Annotated in this window: 16 protein-coding genes; all 16 read right to left on the bottom strand. The window is 57.2% G+C overall.

The features are described from left to right. Nucleotides 1-2 precede the first annotated feature (2 nt). Complete coding sequence (locus IPK32_12290; protein ID MBK8092729.1) at nt 3-734, bottom strand: nucleotidyltransferase family protein; 732 nt, start codon at nt 732-734, stop codon at nt 3-5. Then, entirely contained in the window at nt 731-2,209 is a 1,479-nt protein-coding gene (locus IPK32_12285) for an adenylyltransferase/cytidyltransferase family protein (GenBank protein MBK8092728.1), read from the bottom strand. The genes IPK32_12290 and IPK32_12285 overlap by 4 nt, the downstream gene beginning before the upstream one ends. Continuing rightward, on the bottom strand, nt 2,206-2,793 hold the full coding sequence (locus IPK32_12280) for an NUDIX hydrolase (GenBank protein ID MBK8092727.1): 588 nt from the start codon (nt 2,791-2,793) through the stop codon (nt 2,206-2,208). The genes IPK32_12285 and IPK32_12280 overlap by 4 nt, the downstream gene beginning before the upstream one ends. Nucleotides 2,794-2,801: 8 nt before the next feature. Further along, complete coding sequence (locus tag IPK32_12275; protein ID MBK8092726.1) at nt 2,802-3,953, bottom strand: class I SAM-dependent methyltransferase; 1,152 nt, start codon at nt 3,951-3,953, stop codon at nt 2,802-2,804. Continuing rightward, entirely contained in the window at nt 3,950-4,849 is a 900-nt protein-coding gene (locus IPK32_12270; protein MBK8092725.1) for a sugar nucleotide-binding protein, read from the bottom strand. The genes IPK32_12275 and IPK32_12270 overlap by 4 nt, the downstream gene beginning before the upstream one ends. Continuing rightward, on the bottom strand, nt 4,842-5,387 hold the full coding sequence (locus tag IPK32_12265; GenBank protein ID MBK8092724.1) for a cupin fold metalloprotein, WbuC family: 546 nt from the start codon (nt 5,385-5,387) through the stop codon (nt 4,842-4,844). The genes IPK32_12270 and IPK32_12265 overlap by 8 nt, the downstream gene beginning before the upstream one ends. 13 nt (nt 5,388-5,400) lie before the next feature. After that, a complete protein-coding gene (locus IPK32_12260) occupies nt 5,401-6,594 on the bottom strand; it encodes a hypothetical protein (protein ID MBK8092723.1) in 1,194 nt (397 codons plus the stop codon). Continuing rightward, nucleotides 6,591-7,835 carry a methyltransferase domain-containing protein gene (locus IPK32_12255; GenBank protein ID MBK8092722.1) on the bottom strand — a complete coding sequence of 415 codons (1,245 nt, stop codon included), beginning with the start codon at nt 7,833-7,835 and terminating at the stop codon, nt 6,591-6,593. Before IPK32_12255 ends, IPK32_12260 begins: the two co-directional genes overlap by 4 nt. A gap of 35 nt (nt 7,836-7,870) precedes the next feature. Then, entirely contained in the window at nt 7,871-11,059 is a 3,189-nt protein-coding gene (locus IPK32_12250; GenBank protein ID MBK8092721.1) for an FkbM family methyltransferase, read from the bottom strand. 64 nt (nt 11,060-11,123) lie between these two features. Continuing rightward, complete coding sequence (locus tag IPK32_12245) at nt 11,124-12,542, bottom strand: glycosyltransferase (GenBank protein MBK8092720.1); 1,419 nt, start codon at nt 12,540-12,542, stop codon at nt 11,124-11,126. Next, nucleotides 12,535-13,440 (bottom strand): GDP-mannose 4,6-dehydratase, encoded by a 906-nt coding sequence (locus tag IPK32_12240; GenBank protein ID MBK8092719.1) that lies wholly within the window; start codon nt 13,438-13,440, stop codon nt 12,535-12,537. The genes IPK32_12245 and IPK32_12240 overlap by 8 nt, the downstream gene beginning before the upstream one ends. Then, the gene (locus IPK32_12235) at nt 13,440-13,616 is read right to left on the bottom strand and encodes a hypothetical protein (protein ID MBK8092718.1); all 177 of its coding nucleotides are present in this window, start codon (nt 13,614-13,616) and stop codon (nt 13,440-13,442) included. The genes IPK32_12240 and IPK32_12235 overlap by 1 nt, the downstream gene beginning before the upstream one ends. 22 nt (nt 13,617-13,638) lie before the next feature. Continuing rightward, complete coding sequence (locus IPK32_12230) at nt 13,639-14,304, bottom strand: class I SAM-dependent methyltransferase (protein MBK8092717.1); 666 nt, start codon at nt 14,302-14,304, stop codon at nt 13,639-13,641. Nucleotides 14,305-14,306: 2 nt separating this feature from the next. Continuing rightward, nucleotides 14,307-15,854 carry a hypothetical protein gene (locus IPK32_12225; protein MBK8092716.1) on the bottom strand — a complete coding sequence of 516 codons (1,548 nt, stop codon included), beginning with the start codon at nt 15,852-15,854 and terminating at the stop codon, nt 14,307-14,309. Next, nucleotides 15,851-16,777: a transketolase gene (locus IPK32_12220; GenBank protein ID MBK8092715.1), complete on the bottom strand. Its 927-nt coding sequence runs from the start codon at nt 16,775-16,777 to the stop codon at nt 15,851-15,853. Before IPK32_12220 ends, IPK32_12225 begins: the two co-directional genes overlap by 4 nt. Continuing rightward, nucleotides 16,774-17,598 (bottom strand): transketolase, encoded by an 825-nt coding sequence (locus IPK32_12215; GenBank protein ID MBK8092714.1) that lies wholly within the window; start codon nt 17,596-17,598, stop codon nt 16,774-16,776. Before IPK32_12215 ends, IPK32_12220 begins: the two co-directional genes overlap by 4 nt.

The following is a 17,598-nucleotide window of genomic DNA, read 5'->3' as shown; positions in this document are numbered from 1 at the left end:
CTTCAGCTAACGATCGAGCCGCTAAAGGAGTATGCCAAATCTCTACAGACATCGTTAGCGTATTGAAGGCTGGCCTCGGTGCCAATGTCAATGACGGTTTCGTCATTGTGCCAGGTGTTGATTTTGCCGAGGAGCTTGGGGATCAACTCGGTGCTGATGTCGGTCATTGGCGGATTGCTTGCCAGCAGGAGTTCCATGACCGCTGGCTCGATGAGATAGATGGCAGCATTGGCAAGATTGTCCGGCGGGAGAGAGGGTTTTTCAAAAAAACGTTCGACCACTCGACGTGAATCAAGCTGGACGATGCCGCAACTCTGCGGCGTGGGCGTGCGAAAGGTCATCATGCTCATCACAGTGCCAGCAGGCCTATGGGCATGTGCGTGGAGGAACTGACTCCAGTCGCACATGCAGAAATTGTCCGCGTGGGCGATCAATGTCGTGCCCTGCATGCAAAAATCTTTATTTGCGGCCAGTGTGCCTGCCGTGCCGAGCAGTTCGGTCTCGAATACCGTCTCCACTGACGCATGCAGTGGATGACGGGCAAGATATGCCTCAACAATCTTGGAGAGATGATGGGTGTTGATCAGGAAGCGCGTGAAGCCCGCCTGCCAAAGGCCTGCCAGCCAAATGTCCATGAGGGGCAGGCCGCCGACTGTCACGAGGCATTTGGGCGTGTGTTCGGTAAGTGGGCGAAGGCGGGTGCCTTTGCCTGCGGCGAGGAGAAGAGCATTCATGAATGCAGGGCGTGCAGGAGTTCGGCGGTGGAAAGTGGCGTGTTACCGATGCGGGAGACCTGACATGCAGCGGCAAGAGATCCAAGGAAAGCAGCCTGCCAGATGCCACCGCCGAGCGCGATGGTCAGCGCGGCGGCGGCCAGCAACGAGTCACCCGCACCAGCGGTATCTTTGGGCAGATGGTTGAAGGCGGGGAGTTGGTCGGTGTGCCAAGCATCACCCTTGCCGGTGGCGTGGATGAGAACACCCTCGCCTGCGAGTTTCAGAAGGATGTTTTTGGCTCCTGCTTGCTGGCGCAGTCGTTCCGCCAACACCACGAGGCCGGCCTCATGATCGCGGGTGCTTACCCGCGCCTCCATTTCCGTCGGTGTGAGGAGGTCCACGTCTTTAAAGCGCGAGACGTCACCTATCTGCGAGGAGCATTGGCTGTCTGCCATGAGCAACACGTCGCGTTTGCGAGCTTCAGTGGTAATCTCGTCCACCAACACTTGTGGCAGGCAGCCATAGTTGAAGTCGGAAAACACCAGCACGTCGAGATTGTCGAGCACCGGGATGAGCTGCGTCAGCAACTGCTGTTGGAGATCCCGGCGGATGCCGTGCTGGCGCAGGTGATTGACACGCAGGAGTGTCTTGCCGGAGGCCCTGAAACGCTGTTTTAGTGTCGTCGGGCGCGTATCATCCTTGATTAGGTGGCTGGCCACCTTGTAGGCCGCCAGTTTGCTTTCGACGAACTCATGCAAGGCGTCGTCGCCGGTGATGGAGAAATAGGACACTTGTGCACCGAGGCCGGCACAGTGCGCGGCGACGATGGCCGACCCGCCCAGAAATCGGTCTGATCCCACCGGTGTGACGACGATGGTAGGATCCTCCTGCGACATGCCGAGCGGGTCGCAGGTGATGTATTCGTCAATGATGACATCCCCGATCACGCCGATGCGGACCTTGCCCGCGCCGCGCAGAATGGACTCCAGCGAGTTGAGTGTAAAGCCGTGACGCTCAGGAAACGCGTGTGGTAGTACCAGTGGCAGTGCATCGACCTGGGACAACTCCTGAAGTAGCAATGTGGAGGCGGAAAAAACCGTCTCACCAGAACCAAACTGCAATTTGCCACCGTAGGCCGCCAGAACCTCCACCTCAGCATTGTAGCGGCTCTCATGTTCTTTGCCTTTGACCACGACATCAGGCTTCAGTACAGCGACGAAATCCGCCGGTGGCACATCGAGAAGGAAAGCATGTCCCACCCAGTTATTCGCCTTCACAGCTTCCAGGCGGTGCCCCTCATCCAGCAGCGCTGCACTGGCAGCCATGCGGTTCGTATGCACGCCGACGACCAGGAAATCACCGCACTCACGGGCAAACTGGAGCAGCCGGAGATGGCCCGGATGCAGGATATTGAAGTTACCGTGGACAAAGACCACCGTGGCACCTGAGGGGGCCTGGCTCTGGATTTCTGCTGTGATTGCTTCGAGACTCATGAAGGAGAGGAAAGGGACGCTTGCGGGACACGGCTTTGCACGGCCTGCCATGCAAGCAAAGCGGTAATCGTCATACTGTCCATGATTCTGCGGTTGAATACCATGTCGAGACATTCCTGGAATGGCAGCCAGGCCTGGCCTTCGATCTCGTGTGGGTCCCCGTGAGCACCGCCAGCCGTGGCGGCCTCGAAATCATCACACCAGAAGGCGTGTGTGGGATTGTCACAGGTATCTAGGCCTGGAATGAAGAATACCAGCGGATGCAGCACGCGTCCACGGAGCCCAGTTTCCTCCAAAGCCTCCCGCATCGCCCCAGCTTCGGGAGCCTCGTGCGCATCAATGCGACCTCCTGGGATCTCCCATGCCATGTCACGCGGTAGCAGACGGTATTGACTCACCATGAGCACCTCGTTTCCACGCACAAATAATACTCCGGCACGGATACCATGGTCATTGACGAAGATTTCCTTCTCAAAGCTGCCGAAATTCACCCGCACGGCCGTCACCGTTTGGTACTTGTTTTCGTACACGACACGGCTCGGCCCGATCTGTGGGCTTGTGGGCGATGGAGGTGCTCCCGTCATGGATCAGATCACAATCCGGGCACCACCAGGGAGAAACGCGGGTTGGAAAGCCGTGCGTGCACAGAAGCCGCCACCGCAGGTGCCAGCGGGACAAACACCGTCGCTCCATCTGGAATCTGGTCAGGGGTGATGATCGGCTTCCCGCAGTGCTTCAGGCCCTTGCGGCCCGGATCTTCATCCACAAAGAAATCCACCGCATCAGCACCGATGACGCCGAGAAGCCAGTTGGCGGCGATGGAGGTGCCAAAGATGGAAAACGGCTTCTTCGCCATGAGCTTCCGAGCCTCGGTGGAGACCATTTCGAGCCATTGCAGGCGTTGGCGCACAAAAGAGGCCGTTTCCTCGATTTCCGCCTCCGAGGGCTTTTCTCGCTCGGGCGTGCCACACTTGGAGGCCACGAGGCTGAGTTCCTTCGGCAGCCAGCCCTGTTCCTCATGCTTGGCATGGCTGCCCGCCGCACGGATCACTCGTAGGAGCTGCCTGCCGGAAAAGTGCGCAGAGTGATCCGCCACGACGAGTTCGAAAGGGTTCTCCTCATAAGATGGCACCTGGATGAAGAAAACACCGTCCTCAACGAGCTGACGGCTGAGTGTGGCGAGGTTTTTGGCAGGCGCTGGGATATGCTCCAGCACATGAATCATCGTCATGAGGGCGTATTCACCCGTCAGCTTGTCCAAAGACACCGGCTGAAAGTCCACCACACCGGGCAAGGAACGGATTTTCTCCTCGTACTTGGCCGCCTGCTCCAGGCCGACGAGTTCCCAGCCGGGCAAATGCTGGCCGCAGGCCGCGAGGAAGGCACCGCTGCCACAGCCCACATCCACCAGTCGGCGGGCAGGCGGGAGCAGCATGCGTTCGACGAGCGTGCCCAGCAGCTTGTCGGAGCGTTTGATGGGCTGGCCGCTCTTCGGATCGTAAACGGCCTGATCCACACCGCCGGACTGATAGTGGCAGTCATACTCCGCATAGATGCGGGTGATTTCGTCGATCCAGAAGGGATTCACACCGGATTGCAGCAGTCCGCAGGAACGGCAGAGCTGGAGGGAACCGCCAGCCGGCCAGGGCTTGCAGTCCGAGGTCACACGGGTAAGGCGCTCGTATTCTTCGAAAACGATGACGTCTTCGCTCTGGCAGTCATGGCAGGGACATTTCTGGGTCATGGGATGGATGAGGAGGAAAGGATAAGATGCGAGGCCACGGCGGCTGTACTCAGCGGTTCGAGGCCCATCAGCGCCGTGGTGCGGCGCATGCCCAACGCGCTGTAGCTCGGGCGGAAGCGCAAGAAAACTCCTTTAGTGACGGAATTGGTGCGAATCACCGTCTCCGCCGGCTGGCCGAGCTGGCGGGCGATCTCGCAGGCCAAATCGTAGTAGCTCACGTCCGTGCCCGAGAGATGAAAAAGACCGTCTTCAGCGCTCAGGGCGATTTTCAGCAGCCCCGCTGTGACGAAAGGCAGCGTCATCGGGGCAAAAATGAAGTCATCAAACGCCTCGATGGTAGCCCCTTCACACAAGCTCCGCAGCCAGCCATCGAACGGCGGCAACTCGGCACAGATGGTGCGGGTGATCCGCACGATCGCGTGGGACGAGGCACCCAGAAGCTCTTGAATGCGCTGCTCCGCCTTATGCTTTTGGCGAGAATAGGCGATGAGTGGAGCCACTGGCTCATCCTCGTTACAAAGAGGACGCTCGCCGCCGAAAATGGAATTCGTGGAAAGGAAAACTGGCCGGCAGCCGTCTTCGGACAAGCTGGCGAGCAATGCGGGAATGCGGCTGGCATTGATCTCATGGCTCGCGGGATCTGCCTCGCATTGATCGAGCTTGCTGATGGCAAAAAACGCGATCGCTGCGTCCGCCTTTGCCGCTCGCAAACCGGCCCAGGAGGCTTCATCCATCAAATCGAGGTGGAGGACTTTTCCTTCTGCCTTCTCAGCACGGCGCGTCGTGCCTATGCAATCATAGCCAGCCGATGTCAGGGCATGAAAAACGTGCGAACCAATGAAGCTGTCCACTCCGAGGACAGCGATCCGTTTTGAACTGCGAGGAAGGTCATCCATGCTTCCTGGAACCATAAAACTCGTCGATCCGACGAGCTAGGTCATCGAGATAAGCCGTAACGGCTGCTGCATCATCCTCCGGTGGCGTCCAGGGAGCGAACTCGGTGCGCTCCCGTGAGAAAGGCCCGGTGGACACTTCATGAAACACAAACGGCCCGCCGCGAACCACGAGGCAATGAAACACGGGCTCTCGGATGCGGTAGAAAAAGCGTAGCCCGGACTCGTAGGTGCCCATGGGCCAAACATCGGTGATGGTGCCTTGTTCATCGAAGAACACGGCATCCGCTGCTCCGCTCAGGCCCAGACCCGATTCGGCACGGCCAAAGTGACGGTGAGGGCGGATGTAAGTCTGCGGCTCCAGGCAGATGATCATCTCCTGCGGGCAGTCTTGCAGCCCTTGATGGCAAAGAACCCGCGAACGAAGCTTCGCCGCACCCACGGCGTCATCGGCCACCACTTGCATCCCGGTGCGGTCCAAGCTGCCAAACGGGAGGGATGATTGATAGGAGTGCGGGCTTTTGTTGAGGAGCTGGCTCATGAAAAAAGGTGGGTCAAAGTTTAAGCACGCTGCGCGAGCTTTGAGGGAATATGGAACTAAACACAGCGGATGGATTTTGCTGCCGCCAGCGTTCGATCGCCCGCTCCTCGACAGCAGGATTGACCGCCATGAGTAGGAGCAGGCCTTCCACTCCCGCCAATGTAGCTCCGCTACGAATGGGAAGCTGGCTTCCCGGGAGCAAGAGGCCGCTTTTCCGGCCATCGTCATCGGCAGCGCAATCGAGGAAGCGCCCCAGATCATGCAAATTCAGGAAAAGATTCCCGATGTGCCCCGCCCCGAGCATGGCAATCACCGGATGCTTCGCTCTCAAAGCAGCCAACTTCACGCGAAGTGCTTCGCGATTCGGCGCAAAATGGGCCACATAGGCCTTCAAAGCGGCTTCACTGACGTCTTCCGCCTTTCCAGCAATGGAAACATCTGCCTGACCTACGGAGCAGACCACCACGAGAATAGGCGGGCCGCCCGGGGTGAATTGACGATGCAACTCAATCTTGAGTCCACCGGCCTCCAAGGTGCGCAGGAAGGTAGCTGGGGTGAAGTAATTGGCGTGGCTCTCCCAAAGCATTAGAGGATTGCATGCCTCAATGTCGGCAATCGAACTCGGAACCTCAAAAACGACCAAACCGCGGCTGGAGAGGCTGGAACGAATGAATTGCAAAAAGGCCGCCGTATCACGTGTGTGATCAAAAACATGCCGGGCGAGCAAAAGATCCACTTTTTGCCCTTCCTTGCCCCAGTGACCACTTTGCACACCGGCGAGCATTTGCTCGATGCTGCATCGTTCAGCCACATCCGCGCCATTGAAAACATCAAGCCCACTTTGAGACTCCCAGCCAGCTTTTTTCAGCCGGTCCTGAAGTGATTGATCAATGTACGTCAGTCCAGCAATCGAACGGCTAGTGTCACCCTGCATCAAGTCCGCGAGGAGAGTCGCCACCTCATCGAGATGCGCTTCGGGCTCGTTGTAACGCACCCAAGTGGGCACGGCAGCGGCCAGTTCAGCCTCCGAAAACGTGTCTGGAAGCTGGAGCAGCCCGCAGGCCGGGCAACGGGCGAGCGTCAGAGGCTTGCGCAAGGCGTTTCCACCCTCGCGTATGTAACCATTGGAGACTGGATGCTCTCCGGTCTCCAAAAGGGTCTGGAGCGCTCCTCCACAGTGCGGAACTCGGCAGGCTGGCGAACTCATACGGGATTGATTTGCAGCTCAGGAACGCAGGTGACCCATTGGCCGCCTCCTTCCGTGTAGGCCGGATTGGAGGCCATGATCTTCTTCGCGAAAACCCAGGCAAGAATGATGATGAAATCAGGCTTCCGGGTGGCGATCTCCGAGGTCTTGTAAACCGGGATGCCAAAGCCAGCGCTGTACTTGCCCGCTTTGTCCGGATGGTCGTCAAAGATGCAGTCGATCACATCACCAATCTCAAGCTGGGCGATCAAGGTGGTACCACTGCGAGCGGCACCGAAACCGGCGATGGTTTTGCCCTCCTTCTTTACACGGCGGACGAATTCAATGGTCTGCTCCTCCAGCTTGCGCAGTTTTTCAGCAAAGCCTTCCAGCGCGGAGCGGCTGTTCAGCCCGGTGCTTTCCTCCATCGCCAGGATCTCGGTGAGCGAGGCATCCGTGGTATGCGGCGCGGTGGCTGCACGAGCGCTCATGACGATGGAACCGCCCTGAATGGTGTTTCGCTCGACGTGGAAAAGCTCCATGCCATATCGGCGCAGGAAGGTCTGCATAGGCTTGACGGCATGGTACGAGAAGTGCTCGTGGAAAATCGTCCCCAGCAGGCAGTGATCGAGCACATCTTTCACATAGCTGACCTCAAACATGAACACGCCGTCCTCGGCAAGGAGCTGCGAGATACCATAGGCGATGCTTTGCAGGTCGTCGGCATGTGCGAAGACATTGTTGGCCACCACGAGCTTGGCGTTACCATGCTTGGCCTTGATCTGCACCGCCACCTCAGGAGTGAAGAAGCCGGTGATCGTCTCGACGCCCCGTGAGATCGCTTCCTGGGCGATCGTGCAGGCCGGATCGACGCCGATGACACGTGCGCCGCGTGCTTTGAATTCGGAAAGCAGTGTTCCGTCGTTGCTACCGACCTCGGCGACGAGATCCCCAGCCTTTAATCCAAGACGGTTCCAAGCGTCTCCTGCATACTTCTGGAAGTGCTCGATGATGCCCCTTGTCTGGCCAGAGCGGTAGGTGTAGTCCGCATCGAAAAGGAAGCTGGAATCCACTAGGTCCAGGAGCTGCACATGACCGCAGGATGTGCAGCGGTACATGTCGAGGGACACAGATGGAATCTGCTGGGCATCCTCAAGTGTGGCGCGGTACTTTTCGGCAATGGGTGTGGGCTTGAGCGGGCAGACAAGTTCGACAGCGGGTGAGTCACAGAGTCTGCAGACGGTTCTTTTTCGGATGTTCATGGGAAGAGCCAATGGGCTTAGAGAGCAATGTTGATTTACAGGGTCCGGCCCAGCACACACCGGAAACCTCGGTTCCAGGCTGCCTGATCTGGATAATCTATGCGAATGGGTCCCCGAAGGCGCTCCACAAAGCCCCCGGGGGCATATTGTTCGACAGAAGGTTTGTGATGTGGCTCCAGTTCGGCGGAGTTGTTTTCAAAGCCCCCCCCCGCCGCCATCTTGAACAGTTTCCTTTTGTCTCCCCAATCATCAGTCCATTCCCAGACATTCCCGATTAGATCGCAGAGTCCCAGGGCATTCGGAGCACGAGAACCAGCGGCCTCCGGCTGCCAGTAGATCGTTTTGTCGGCTAGAACGGCCTGAGAGGCATCCGTGCCTGCGGACAGCTTTTCGAACTCGGCCAAAGTGGGCAGACGGTAGGTCATTCCGTCCGGCAGTCTGCCCGCTCGTGCTTCCGCTTCCGATAGAAGGCGGCAGAACTTCACCGCGTCATCCCAGGTGACGCGTTCAACGGGCAACGAGGGGGCTTTGAAAAAACTGGGATTTGCCCCCATGAGCTGCTCAAACTCAGCTTGCCTCGTTTCCGTCCGCGCCGCCCAGCCGAGGCCGGGCACCGGCATCATGCGCATGCCGACGGAATTCGTGAAGACGGCTCCTGCCATGACTGGCGCTGGCGAAGTCGATTCACGAGACGCAAGCGGCAGATTTTTCATCGTAGTGGCCGGGCGCATCAGCCGCGTTTCAAGCCGCGTCAGACTGGAGAGAAACATATCCATGTCCTGTGCGCTGCCAAACAATCTCCACTTTAGATAATTCATTGCGAGCGACCAGTCCCCGGCGCAATCGCGCAGGCTCGTGACCTTTAGATGAATCTGCTTGCCTGCCGGATTGATGTTGTTGAAACTGTTGGGTAGCAACGTCGTGCATTGAATCAAGTAGGCGATTTCTGAGGGCGTGAACTCCTTTTTATTGGCCGGCATCACCCAGGTCACCAACCGGTCGCGTGAGCCAAAAGCAGTCCCGAAGGCGTAAGTGCCATACACGATCTGGGCAGAGAGCGGCGAATCAGGCATCATTATGATGGAGCTTTTCTTGATCTCATCGTTGTGCAGCGCGTTGTGCAGGATGGAGCGGCTCATGATCCAAACGGCGCGCTCTTTGAGATAAACGCGTGAAATCTGAATGCCCAGGATGATCGATACTGCGGCACACACGGGGCCTAACCAGCGCGCACCGGTCTCCGGCTTGCGATACAAGGCGTGCCTCAGCGCGCCAAAGATCAATATGGACACAGGCAGGCCGAGAAGGATCGCATACCGGCTAGGATCACCCACAGGCCGCGAGGCAAAGGCCTTCCCAGTCGCAGCGAACGGAAAGATGGCCAGGAAGAGCAGCAGTGCGCCATATTGCATTAGAGGGCGCGTTTTCACCTGGCTGCAAGTCATCCGCCAAGCGTCTGTTCCACGCCGCGCTATCCATCGGACAAGCAGAACCAAAGGGATGCAAAAGCCCAGATTCAGAAATATCCAAATCGTCACGTTCTTAATGTGAAAAGGTATCAACTTTTTGAAGAAGGATATGAACGAGGGCAGGATAGTCGCGAAATTTTCCAGCGGGTTGTTGTAGTGCTCATACCAGCCGTGCTGTGGTGCCAGCTTTTGACGCAGCCACCAGGCTAGCGGAGGCAGGATGAAATAGACGGCATACCGCAAGACAAATCGCAAGGCGTCACGCCCGATCTCACCGGCCCTGCCACGACGCCACTGGACGAAGAGGAGGACGAAAAAGCCGCCGTAAAACACCAGCAAAGCGGCGTTCAAGAAGCTCGCCATGAAGGCCGCGACAGCAAATGCGTGTAACGGCCAGCGCCTCCAACCAGCCTCATCCGTTGCCCACGCAGCAACCAAGCAGGCCAGCAAAAAAAAGGAATGAGTGATGACAAAATAAAGCATTACCAACTCCTGAGCTGCCGTAAACAACGGCATGGTGGCGTACAGTAACGCGAGGCAAAACGCCTCGCCCGAGTTCATTCCCCCCATGCGCCGGGCCAGCGCATAGACACAGGGAGGCTGAATCATCAAGCAGGCCAAGGTGACGACCATAAACGCACCAGTAATGTCCCCCGCATAGGCAAAGAGATGGTTCAGCCAAGCGTAGGCAGGCAGTCCGACGGAGGCGAAGAAATCATACATCTCCCGCCAGTACTTCTCGAGCAACCAAGCACGGACATACCAACCGTCCCACGTCACTCCATCATTGGTGAGCAACAGTCCGTGGCAGAACAAGCCCGCCAGCAACAGCCAGATGATGCAATGCAGGCCGCCTTCCGCCGCAAATGGTGATGCCGAAGCAGTCCGCCGATCGTCCGCTGCACCTAGGGGAGCAGCCTTCCCTAGGCTGGAGGAGGAAGTCCCGCCAACAGCAGAGCTTCTTTCATCGCCAACAGGGGCATTTTCCTCAGGACCGGATATGCTCTCCGCTGGCACGTACATGTAGTTGTACATGATCTTGGAATGCAGCTTGTAGCCGATGCTTTCCATGTACTGCGTGTACTCGGGGCTGTGGAACAGGTTTTCCAGTACGATGAGTCTCACGCCATACTTGGCTGGCGAAAAGCCCTTCATGACTTCCAGTTCATATCCTTCCACATCCACGCTCAATATGTCCACACGGGACACCTCCGCACAATGCAGGGCTAGTATGTTATCGAGCTTTCTCACCTGAACTTTGATCGGTGTGAGAGCGTAATTTTTCACTACGCCGTTTTTGTAACCCATGAATTCAGGTTTGATCTTGAGCGATGAAAAGGAGTGCGCCGAGAGATCGGTGTCCGAATACTCGGCATTCGACTGCGCCACGGTGAATTCGACATCGTCCGCTTCGAAATCTGAGGCAGCATACTCGAGAATCTCATTGCCCCGCGCCTTGTGCAGACTGACGAACTGGGGATTGGGTTCCACGCCTATGCAACGCCAGCCAGTCTCTCGAAAGTGCTGGCTCATGCTCAGCAACTCAGGTGTGGCACAACCCACCTCGACCATGCAGCCGTGATAAGTGAAGTCCGGGAAAAAGTTTTTTCGGATGTATTTGTCGGTGAAGAACTCCGCATGGAAGCGTTTCCGTGGATCGGATTTTCCTAAGAAAAAATTTCTAATCCGAATGCCGGCCAGCAGCAGCGAATGCACTCTTTTGCTGAAGGCGTAAGCGATGTTTCCGAAATTCATGATTGGGGAGGGTATGTTAAAAAAGGGGAGGAAACTTGTATGCTTCCCAGCGTGTCATCAGCGCCTATTTCATGCCGACAACGATTGCCTGAACGAAGAAATCCTGCATTCCAAAAGAGTAATCAACCAGTTTGAACCCGGCGTTGGACAAGATACCTTCCGCGTGTTGCCTGGAATGCATGTGAGAAATCTCCGGCGGGTGAAGCTGCTTGTCACTCTTGAGTGCGGATTTCATGAACACATGGCATATTCGAAGCACCAGGACGCTAGTGGCTTTCGCGTGTGGCCAGAAGAGCAGCACTTTGCCACCCGGTTTAAGCACACGGTGAAACTCGGTCAGGATAGCCTGAATCTCTTCCGAGGTGAAGTGCTCCATCACGCCGAGATTGTAAACACCGTCAAAAGTGGCTTCCGCAAACGGAAGCTGAAAAATGGTGCCATGTTGGATGGCCGCAGCGTGGTGATTGTTGCGTGCGTAAAGAGCGAGCGCACCCGTGGAAATATCCACTGCGGTAAGTTCCATTACCCGTTGAAGTACCACATCCACCTGGCCACTGCCACAGCCGGCATGCAGCAAGCTGGAGCCCTCTTTGAAGTGGCGGTGCACGGCGCTTTCGAGGTTTCGTTTGATCACTGCCCGCCTGTATATCCCGGCGATGATTTCATACACAGGATTGCCAGTCTCGCCGGAATGATTCCAATAGGAGTCCCAATCCTGCGGGTCCTGCAAACCAGAATCAATGCGCAGATGACGGCTGGGCAGCAGAAACTGCTCCGGCCTGCGGATGTTTTGGAGCGCAATACTGAAGATGTGACAGGCGCTTCGAAACGCATCACCCAATGCCATTTTAGAGTGCCCGTAAGTTCTCGCAGGCAATGTGATTGGCACCTCGCCGATCTCAAAGCCATTCCTGCTGATGATGTAGAGACTTTCAAAGAAGAATGCATAGTTCCTCGACTTGGCTAGCTGGATGACCTCGGGAGGCAGGCGGTCGAGTCGGTAGGCCCGAAATGCGCCACTGGCATCTTGCGTGATACCCAGAACGGATTTTGTCAGGAAATGTCCCAAGCGAGTCATGATCCGGCGAAAAAAGTTCCAACCTGGTAGGCTGTCTTTCCTCGCCCAGCGTGATCCGACGGCCAAATCACAGCTTTGTGCTTTCTCCAGCATGGCGGGAATGTCCGATGGAGAGTGTGTAAAGTCACAATCCATCGTGACGAGTATCTCGTAACTCTGCGCAAAAGCCCAGGAGATCGCTTTGGCATGGGCGCTACCTATCCCCAGCTTACCACTGCGGTGATGGACGACTAGACGCGGAATTTCCGGTTTGAGGGATTCGAGCATCTCTCCTGTGCCGTCTGGAGAACTGTCGTCAACAAAGAGAATATCCGCATCAAGCCTTAGCTCCGATAACTGCTGCGCCATCAGCGGAGCATTTTCGCGCTCATTGTAAGTCGGGACGAAAATCAGGATCTTAGGCATTGCGGGCGGTCTCTACCAGATGGATGAGCATTTCTTTGAAACCAATCGTAGGGCTCCACCCCGTCTCGCGTCGCAGTTTGGCGGCGTTTCCACACAGAACCGTCCGTTTCCTCACCAATATCTGCGGCGCCTCCTCGACATGCTTGCGCCAGTCCAGCCCTAGGTGAGTAAAGACGATTTCCACGGCATCCTGAACACTGTGAGTCACCCCGGTGGCGATGACAAAGTCATCAGGGGCGGGCAGTCTTAAAATGGCGATCATTGCCCGTACGTAATCGGCTGCATAGCCCCAGTCAACCCGCGATGACAAGGTTCCCAATTTCAGCGTTTTTTGAGTGCCGGACGCTATCGCGAGGGCTGCATGGATGATTTTTGGGATGACGAACTTTTGACTCCTGATCGAAGACTCATGATTGAAAAGAATGCCGCCGGCAGCAAAAACGCCGTGATTGTCACGGTAGTATCGACAAAGACGCAGCCCAGTGGATTTGGTGATCCCGTAAATGCATCGCGGGTCAAACGGCGTTTGCTCGTCCTGCATATCCTGCCCAGCCGCGCCAAAGACTAGCGATGATCCGGCGTAGAACAAACGGGTAGCGGGCGAGTGGTGGAGAATGGCCTCCAGAAAATGCATGAGTCCGTTCATGTTCACGGACACACTGCTGAGGTATAGGCTCAGATAGCCGGAATCCACAATTTCCTCAGAAGAATGATGATGCGCCGCAAGATAATAGATTTCTTGAAACCCTTGCTTAACCAACCGCCGGACCGCGACAGAATCCTCCAACAATAGATCTCCGCGCCCCAACGCCGTGACCTCACTACCCTCCTCGGCCAGACGGGCTTGAAGCAGCCTGCCATCCTGGCCGTTGCAGCCGATGATTAATGAGCGGTTCATTAAAAAGATTTTTGAATTAATGCTTCTGGTGTCTGCCGGAAGAGATTCGGCGGATGTTGTGCCATTTGCCCTAGCGCATCAGTATCTGGTTTATGGCGAGCGGCATCTCCTGAGCTCATCGCCCAGTGAGTAGGGGAACAACACGAAATCGTATATTGCTGGATAGGTTTTTTCATGGAGCCTGTGTTCCAGGAAGCATCACTCAAAATAGATGAACTCATAGTCTCCTATGTAGCCGAAGTGCTGGTAGAGCCAGATCCATTCCTCGACATCAAAGAAGGATTCGCAGGTCAGCGCCCAGCACTGGAGATTGAACTGCTCCAACTCGTTTCGATAGCTCTCGACGAGAAGGTAGCCCTGCTTACCGACGCGGCTGATCTCCGAAAGTGCCGTTTGTAGCTCAAATAGACGAAGGTTGTGCAACGTATTGATCGAAAGAACGAGGTCGAAATGTTTGTCTGGCCAAGGGAAGGTATCTTGGGCTCGTTGCTTCACAAAGGTTGCTTTCAACTCGGGATGCACGTTGGCGAGGCCGTGGTCGGAGACGTCCATGCCGTAGATTTCCAGGCCAGGCTCGATGAGTTTCATTTCATACAGGAGAAAACCCTTGCCGCAGCCGACGTCCAAGACGCGGGAGCCAGCTTTGAGGCCGTAGGTTTCAATGAGGGCCTTTGCGACAGGCACCCAGCGGCCAGCGAGATATTTGTAGCCGCCGTAGCCGAAGCGGCGGTCGCCGTCCCAGTAGTCGAATTCGTATTCCTTGGCCTTCACCATGCAGGCGACCTTGTCGTCGCACATGCGCTCGATGTATTTGCGGGCGGTGGCCTTGTGAAGAGGGGTGACGAAATTGCGGAGCTGGGACATGGTCAAAGGTGGGAAAGACTTTTCTGGAGCATGCGACGGGATTTTTCGAGCTGCGCATCGCGGCGGTCCTGTAGGCCGGCGAACTTGCGGCGGTCGGCATCGGTTTTCAGGAACTCATTGAGAAGGATGCAGGCCCACTTGGCGGCGTGGAGCGGCAGGAGCTGGTGAAAACGATCTCCGAGACCGGATTCGCCTGTGGCAAGAGAGACGGCACGGATGAATCGGTCTGCGTGTTCGATGCCCACGGGCACTTGCGGCTGGCAAAAGTAGTCGCAGAGCAACTTCGCAGCGTCATCCCAGCCGGCGTATTCGAAGTCTAAGAACCAAAGAAGGCCTTCCGCATCCTTCAGCGCATTGTGAAAGCCGAAATCCGAAGGCGAGAGCACCTGCGGCGGCGTGCTACTGGTTGAATCAATGGAAGCGATGACTTCTGCGCAGTGCGGGGCGAGTTCATCAGTCACAAAGGCTCGAAATGCTGCGTGATCGCTTTCGGTATTCAGAAGTCGCTCCACACGACGCTGGAGCAGGGAGATGTGGTCCTGCATGGTCGGACAGCCGTCTGCGGCCAGTGCGATGTTTTGGGCGGCGGGATGCTCGCGGCGGCTTTGCAGTTCGCAGATCCATTCGATGAATTGATCGACATCGGCGGCAGTGACCTCCTCGGTTGCCAGTTTGTGGCCATGAATCACGCTGAAGGCTCCGAGCCGGTTTCCAGCATCCCAGGTGAGCGGTTTGGCAGTCTGCGGGAGATCGAGCTGGTAAAACCGCTGCTCGGCAGCAAAACGATCGCGCAGGTCCACCGAGCTATGGTGATAGGCTTTGATCATCACCTCGCCAGAGGTGCCGCGGGCGTGATGAATGCGATTGTTGGCTCCTCCGGTGATAGGAGCGAGCTTCAATGGAGCCTCGCCGAGCACCTGATGCGCCAGAGCGACAACAGCGGGACTGGCGAGCAATTCGGTGGTGATTTGTTTCCAACTTCCGGCGGAGCGAAGACCATTTTCGGGCTTGGCGGTGAGGCAGGGATCGAAGTGAATCCGCTCCACGCCCGTAGGGAAACCGGGATCGAGCAAAAACTCGGGCAAATCGTCGATAAAGTGTGTGCAGCCCGCGGTGCCGATGCGCTGATGCTTGGACTCTTTGGTGAGTTCGAGAAAGACCTGATCACGGCGGATACCGATGCGGGCCGGATCGAAGAAGCCATTCGCCTCCAGCCAGCCCCAAGCTGCGGCGTGCAGATCATGTTTCTCCCCGAGAAAGGGATGCTTGGTCTTGTGACTGATGATGCGAACTTCGATACCTTGTTGAACAGCAGCACGGAAGAAATCGAGCACGCCAGGATAGGCCTGGGCGTCGATCAGACGCGGGCCATAGACGTAACCCTGCATCTCAGTCCAGTCCGTCTCGCGGCCGATCTGGCGAAGATGGTTTCTCACCGTGGTTTTATCCTGCGGAAGGTCGGCGGGGATCAGCCCGCGCTCCAACGCCACGCGGTGGAAGATGCCGTCGTAGCAGACGATCGTGTTGTCAAAATCAACGCCGATGATCATGCCGGGCGCAGAAGTGACTCGATTTGTCCAGCGATGCCTTGAGCAGTGAGGCCGTAGTGCTCGCGGGCTTCTTCTTGCTCGCAGGTGAGGTGCAAAAACTCGTCCGGTGTGCCGAGACGCACGAGGCGTCCATTCAATTCAGGATGATCGGCCTTCCACTCAGCCACGGAGCCGCCGAGACCACCGAGAATGCTATGCTCCTCCAGTGTGGCGACGACTTTGAACATCGAAAAGACCTCCTGGAGGCATTTTGCATCCAAAGGCTTCAAAGTGGGAAAACTGACCACTCGGGTCGTAATGCCCTTCGCAGCAAGTTTTTCGGCCGCAGCCACTGCTTCTGGCAAAACAGTGCCGAGGCTCAAAATACAGGCTTCCGTGCCTTCGCGGAGCGTGATGGACTTTCCGAACGTCAGCGCAGGCACATCGGCATGCATCTGCGGCTCGCCTTTCTTGCCGATGCGGAGATAGACGGGGCCGTTTTGATTCAAACTGTCCCGCAAGAGCGCCCGCAGTTCAGGCGCATCCGCCGGGCCGCCGACGGTGAGGCCGGGCAGCAACCGAAGCATGCCCATCTCCTCGCAGGAGTGGTGAGTGCCGCCGAGCGAGGCGTAGGAGAGGCCCGAACCAGTGCCCACGACCGTGACGGGGAGATGATGGTAGCAAAGATCCACGCGGATCTGCTCCATGCAGCGGTAGGTGATGAAGGGCGTAATGGTATAGCAGAAGGGGCGCAGGCCGCTCTGGGCCATGCCGGCGGCCACGCCGATCATGTTCGCTTCGGCCACGCCGCAGTTGTAGAAGCGGTCAGGGAACTCCGCTTTGAGCTTGTCAAAGAGGCGGTTGCCGATGTCGGCGGAGAGCAGCACCACACGCGGGTCTTTCCGCGCCAGGGCGAGTATCTCGTCTGCAAATGCGTTTCTCATAGAAGTCCGAGTTCTTTCTTGGCGGCCTCCACCTCGGCGGCTTTCGGGACGCGGTAGTGCCAGTTGTTGTCATCCTCCATGAAGGACACGCCCTTGCCCTTCACGGTGTTGGCAATGATTGCGGTCGGCTTGCCAGGTTCTTGTTTGGAGCGGTCCAGCGCATCGACGAGCGCCGCAATGTCATGCCCGTCGATCTCGACGGCCTTCCAGCCAAAGGCGGCCCACTTTTCACGCAGCGGGCTGAGCTGCATGACCTCGTTCGAGCGGCCGGTGGCTTGCCATTTGTTGTAATCGACGACGACGGTGAGGTTTTGCAGTTGGCGTGCGGCGGCAAACATCGCTGCCTCCCATACGGTGCCCTCATTGCACTCGCCATCGCTCACACAGACGAGCACCTGATAATCGTGCTTTTGAATCTGTGCCGCCAGGGCATGTCCGGCACCGACAGGCAGCCCGTGACCGAGAGAGCCAGTGGCAAGCTCCACGCCGGGAGCGCAACCAGGAGCAGGTTGCTCGGCCAGTGGTGCACCATGCGTGGCGAAAGTTTCGAGCCAGTCTTTGCTAAAGAAGCCACGCTCGGCGAGCACGGCATACAGGGCGCTGGCGGCGTGGCCTTTGCTCAAGATGAAACGGTCACGCAGCGGATCGGCGGCCTTCGAGGCATCGAGCCTCAAAATGCGCCAGTAAGCGGCCACGAGGATGTCGATGCATGACATCGCGGAGGCGAGATGCGCCGCGCCGGAGGCGGCGACCATCTCGATGACCTTGCCACGCATCTGTGCGGCGATTTTTTGGAGTTCAACGATGTCGGTTTCGGCCAT

It is taken from the genome of Verrucomicrobiaceae bacterium, assembly GCA_016713035.1.
In the GTDB taxonomy this organism is placed as follows: domain Bacteria; phylum Verrucomicrobiota; class Verrucomicrobiia; order Verrucomicrobiales; family Verrucomicrobiaceae; genus Prosthecobacter.
This window is presented reverse-complemented; position numbering and strand designations above follow the sequence as displayed.

What these genes read in the sequence shown, in the direction of transcription:
- IPK32_12290 (MBK8092729.1), bottom strand. Translation starts at nt 734, where the DNA reads ATGAATGCTCTTCTCCTCGCCGCAGGCAAAGGCACCCGCCTTCGCCCA.
- IPK32_12285 (MBK8092728.1), bottom strand. Translation starts at nt 2,209, where the DNA reads ATGAGTCTCGAAGCAATCACAGCAGAAATCCAGAGCCAGGCCCCCTCA.
- IPK32_12280 (MBK8092727.1), bottom strand. Translation starts at nt 2,793, where the DNA reads ATGACGGGAGCACCTCCATCGCCCACAAGCCCACAGATCGGGCCGAGC.
- IPK32_12275 (MBK8092726.1), bottom strand. Translation starts at nt 3,953, where the DNA reads ATGACCCAGAAATGTCCCTGCCATGACTGCCAGAGCGAAGACGTCATC.
- IPK32_12270 (MBK8092725.1), bottom strand. Translation starts at nt 4,849, where the DNA reads ATGGATGACCTTCCTCGCAGTTCAAAACGGATCGCTGTCCTCGGAGTG.
- IPK32_12265 (MBK8092724.1), bottom strand. Translation starts at nt 5,387, where the DNA reads ATGAGCCAGCTCCTCAACAAAAGCCCGCACTCCTATCAATCATCCCTC.
- IPK32_12260 (MBK8092723.1), bottom strand. Translation starts at nt 6,594, where the DNA reads ATGAGTTCGCCAGCCTGCCGAGTTCCGCACTGTGGAGGAGCGCTCCAG.
- IPK32_12255 (MBK8092722.1), bottom strand. Translation starts at nt 7,835, where the DNA reads ATGAACATCCGAAAAAGAACCGTCTGCAGACTCTGTGACTCACCCGCT.
- IPK32_12250 (MBK8092721.1), bottom strand. Translation starts at nt 11,059, where the DNA reads ATGAATTTCGGAAACATCGCTTACGCCTTCAGCAAAAGAGTGCATTCG.
- IPK32_12245 (MBK8092720.1), bottom strand. Translation starts at nt 12,542, where the DNA reads ATGCCTAAGATCCTGATTTTCGTCCCGACTTACAATGAGCGCGAAAAT.
- IPK32_12240 (MBK8092719.1), bottom strand. Translation starts at nt 13,440, where the DNA reads ATGAACCGCTCATTAATCATCGGCTGCAACGGCCAGGATGGCAGGCTG.
- IPK32_12235 (MBK8092718.1), bottom strand. Translation starts at nt 13,616, where the DNA reads ATGAAAAAACCTATCCAGCAATATACGATTTCGTGTTGTTCCCCTACT.
- IPK32_12230 (MBK8092717.1), bottom strand. Translation starts at nt 14,304, where the DNA reads ATGTCCCAGCTCCGCAATTTCGTCACCCCTCTTCACAAGGCCACCGCC.
- IPK32_12225 (MBK8092716.1), bottom strand. Translation starts at nt 15,854, where the DNA reads ATGATCATCGGCGTTGATTTTGACAACACGATCGTCTGCTACGACGGC.
- IPK32_12220 (MBK8092715.1), bottom strand. Translation starts at nt 16,777, where the DNA reads ATGAGAAACGCATTTGCAGACGAGATACTCGCCCTGGCGCGGAAAGAC.
- IPK32_12215 (MBK8092714.1), bottom strand. Translation starts at nt 17,598, where the DNA reads ATGGCCGAAACCGACATCGTTGAACTCCAAAAAATCGCCGCACAGATG.